The organism is Pseudomonas sp. BF-R-01 (assembly GCF_019946615.1).
GTDB lineage: Bacteria > Pseudomonadota > Gammaproteobacteria > Pseudomonadales > Pseudomonadaceae > Aquipseudomonas > Aquipseudomonas migulae.
In genome coordinates this window covers 1-4,227 of sequence record NZ_JAGYFX010000198.1, presented here as the reverse complement: position 1 = coordinate 4,227, position 4,227 = coordinate 1, and the positions used below count along the sequence as shown (strand labels likewise).

Here is a 4,227-nt window from a genome sequence, read left to right as displayed (position 1 = left end):
TTTTCGCCGGCAAGCCGGCTCCTACAGGGAATCCCATACGCTTTTGATTTCCACCACCCATCAGGCCGAGCGTTAGCTCGCCTTCCGCTTTTGATCTGAGCGCCCCCTCGAGAGGCCGAGCGCAGGTTCTGCGCAGTGGGCAACCCGGCATGGATGCCGGGTTAGCCGCCCCCGGCCATGGATGGCCGATGGCGGCGGGCCCACGGAGCAGGACCGGAGCGAGGGCATGCCGAGCCTGGGCGAGGCACCGAACGAAAGGGGCAAGAGCGCTTGGTTACTTGGCGCTTCTCCAAGTGACCCGCTGTAAGAGCGGAACCAATAGAAGCCGTTACCGCAAAAATGGATATGTACACAAAACACCAACCACAAACCACAAACCCCGAATCACCCCACCTGATACCCCAACATTCAGAAAAACCCCCATCCCCTCAGGTTAACAAAAGATAACGTGGCGTCGATTGTCAGACCTTTCCAAACCCCGATAGGATAAGCCAGCTTCCGAAGGGGCTCTGGATTGCGGGTTTCAGGACTATGCTCCTAACCATCCAATCCCGATGAGCACCCCTTACGGCGCCCTGAAAGGTTGAACGACCTAACAATAATAATGGGGGAAGGTCTATGAGTGAGCCTGTCATGGGTGTGGGTATCTGCCGCCCGCCGGCACTGCGCAAATTCGCATTGCTGGCTACAGCGCTCTCGCTGTTGGGCTGTGCCGTGTTGTCGGCACCTGCGCTGGCCAATGCGGCGCCAGCCACCGACGTTGTCTATTCCGTTGAATCCGCCAAAGCCAGCAAAAGCCTGATGCTCGACGTCGTGCACGCCGGCAAGCGCCTGGTGGCCGTCGGGGATCGCGGGCACATCCTGTATTCCGATGACCAGGGCGCGACCTGGACCCAGGCCAAGGTGCCGACCCGGGCACTGCTGACCTCGGTCTATTTTGTCGACGACAAACACGGCTGGGCCGTCGGGCATGACGCGCAGATCCTCGCCAGCGAGGACGGCGGCGTCACCTGGACCAAACAATATGAAGACCTGAAACGCGAATCGCCCCTGCTCGACGTCTGGTTCCAGGATGCCAGCAACGGCTTTGCCGTGGGCGCTTACGGCGCGCTGGTGGCCACCACCGACGGCGGCAAGACCTGGGAAGACGCCAGCGACCGCCTGGACAACGAAGACCAGTACCACCTCAACGCCATTGCAGCGATCAAGGATGCCGGGCTGTTCATCGTCGGTGAGCAGGGCAGCATGTTCCGTTCCTCCGACTGGGGGCAGACCTGGGAAAAACTCGAAGGCCCCTATGAAGGCTCGTTGTTCGGCGTGATCGGCACCGCCGAGGCCAACACGCTGCTGGCCTACGGGCTGCGGGGCAACCTGTTCCGCTCCACCGATTTCGGCACCACCTGGGAGCCGGTCGAGTTGAAAGCCACCCGTGGTGCGCTGGAGTTCGGACTGTCCGGTGCGACCTTGCTCGACGATGGTTCCATCGTGATCGTCGGCAACGGTGGCTCGGTGATCCGCAGCAACGACAACGGCGAAACCTTCAGCGTGTTCAACCGTCCGGATCGCATTTCCGTTTCGGCGGTGACTGCGGCGGGCGACGGCAATCTGGTTCTGGCAGGACAGGGCGGCGTTCGCGTTACCTCGCCAACCGGCGCCGGTGCAGAGAATGGAAAAAACGGGTCGTCCAAATGAGCCGGGCAAATAATAAGAAGGCGGGTCTATGACATCCTTGAGCAGCCATCACCAAGACAAGGCGACGTTTCTTGAACGCCTGATTTTCAACAACCGCCCGGCAGTGATCGTGATCTGTCTGTTGGTGAGTATTTTCCTGTTCTGGCAAGCGACGCTGATTCGGCCGTCCACCAGTTTCGAAAAGATGATCCCGCTCGAGCATCCGTTCATTCAAAAGATGATGGAGCACCGCAACGACCTGGCGAACCTGGGCAACACCGTTCGCATTTCGGTTGAAGCCACCGACGGCGACATCTTCTCCAAGGAGTACATGGAGACCCTGCGTCAGATCAACGACGAGGTGTTCTACATCTCCGGCGTCGACCGTTCCGGGCTCAAGTCGCTGTGGAGTCCGAGCGTACGCTGGACCGAGGTGACAGAGGAGGGCTTCGCCGGGGGTGAAGTGATCCCGCAGAGCTACAACGGCTCCCAGCAAAGCCTCGATTTGTTGCGCAACAACGTGCTCAAGTCCGGTCAGGTCGGGCGTCTGGTGTCCAACGACTTCAAGTCGAGCATCGTCGATATCCCGCTGCTGGAGTCCTACCCGGACCCGCAGGACCAAGGCAAGTTGCTGGCCCTGGACTACCGCAAGTTCTCCCACGAGCTGGAAGAAAAGATCCGCGACAAGTACGAGAAACAGAACCCCAACGTGCAGATCCACATCGTCGGTTTCGCTAAGAAAGTCGGCGACCTGATCGATGGCCTGGTGATGGTGGTGATGTTCTTCGGTGTCGCCTTCGTCATCACCCTGATTCTGTTGTACTGGTTCACCAACTGCATGCGCAGCACCGTGGCGGTGTTGAGCACGACGCTGGTGGCGGTGATCTGGCAGCTCGGCCTGATGCACTTCTTCGGCTTCGGGCTGGATCCGTACTCGATGCTGGTGCCGTTCCTGATCTTCGCCATCGGCATTTCCCACGGCGTGCAAAAGATCAACGGTATCGCCTTGCAGTCCAGTGAGGCCGACAACGCGTTGACTGCGGCGCGGCGCACCTTCCGCCAATTATTCCTGCCGGGGATGATCGCGATCCTTGCGGATGCGGTGGGCTTCATCACATTGCTGATCATCGACATCGGCGTGATTCGCGAACTGGCCATCGGCGCATCCATCGGTGTGGCGGTGATCGTGTTCACCAACCTGATCCTGTTGCCGGTGGCAATTTCCTACGTCGGCATCAGCAAGCGCGCCGTCGAGCGCAGCAAGAAAGACGCGCACCGCGAACACCCGTTCTGGCGCCTGCTGTCCAACTTCGCCAGCCCGAAAGTCGCCCCGGTGTCGATCGTGTTGGCCCTGTTGGCCTTCGGTGGCGGCCTCTGGTACAGCCAGAACCTGAAAATCGGCGACCTCGATCAAGGTGCTCCAGAGCTGCGTCCGGATTCGCGCTACAACAAGGACAACAACTTCATCATCAGCAACTACTCCACCAGTTCCGACGTGTTGGTGGTGATGGTCAAGACGAAGTCCGAAGGTTGCTCGCGCTATGAAGCGATGGCACCCATCGACGAACTGATGTGGAAGATGCAGAACACCGAGGGCGTGCAGTCGGCTATCTCGCTGGTGACTGTGTCCAAGCAGATGATCAAGGGCATGAACGAGGGCAACCTGAAATGGGAAACCCTGTCGCGCAACCCGGACGTGCTGAACAACTCCATCGCCCGCGCTGACGGCCTGTACAACAACAGTTGCTCCCTGGCGCCAGTGCTGGTGTTCCTCAACGATCACAAGGCTGCCACGCTGGATCGCGCAGTTCATGCGGTGCAGGACTTCGCCAAGGAAAACAACAAGGAAGGCCTGGAGTTCATCCTCGCGGCGGGTAACGCCGGCATCGAGGCGGCCACCAACGAAGTGATCAAGGAATCCGAGCTGACCATCCTGATCCTCGTCTACATCTGCGTCGCGACCATGTGCATGATCACCTTCCGTTCCTGGGCGGCGACCTTGTGCATCGTGTTGCCACTGGTGCTGACGTCGGTACTCGGCAACGCCCTGATGGCTTTCATGGGCATCGGCGTCAAAGTCGCGACCTTGCCGGTAGTGGCGTTGGGCGTGGGGATTGGCGTGGACTACGGCATCTACATCTACAGCCGCCTGGAAAGTTTCCTGCGTGCCGGTCTGCCGTTGCAAGAGGCGTATTACCAGACGCTGAAGTCCACCGGTAAAGCCGTATTGTTCACCGGCCTGTGCCTGGCGATCGGCGTGTGCACCTGGATCTTCTCAGCCATCAAGTTCCAGGCCGACATGGGCCTGATGCTGACCTTCATGCTGCTCTGGAACATGTTCGGCGCGTTGTGGCTGCTGCCGGCGCTGGCTCGTTTCCTGATCAAACCGGAGAAACTGGCGGGGCAGAAGGGCAACTCGTTGTTCGCTCACTAAACCCCAGGCAAAACCAAAAAGCCGCAACCAGAGTTGCGGCTTTTTGATATCTGAAGATCAACGTAACCCTTGTAGGAGCCGGCTTGCTGGCGATGGCGGTGGGTCAGCCAACATATTTATCG

General features: G+C 59.5%; 2 protein-coding genes. Both read left to right on the top strand.

What is annotated here, in order from left to right; genetic code table 11:
* Window positions 1–618 precede the first annotated feature (618 nt).
* Window positions 619–1,692: a WD40/YVTN/BNR-like repeat-containing protein gene (locus tag KGB27_RS31050; protein ID WP_008030080.1), complete on the top strand. Its 1,074-nt coding sequence runs from the start codon at window positions 619–621 to the stop codon at window positions 1,690–1,692.
* A gap of 28 nt (window positions 1,693–1,720) precedes the next feature.
* Window positions 1,721–4,105 (top strand): efflux RND transporter permease subunit, encoded by a 2,385-nt coding sequence (locus tag KGB27_RS31045; protein ID WP_008042857.1) that lies wholly within the window; start codon window positions 1,721–1,723, stop codon window positions 4,103–4,105.
* Window positions 4,106–4,227 lie beyond the last annotated feature (122 nt).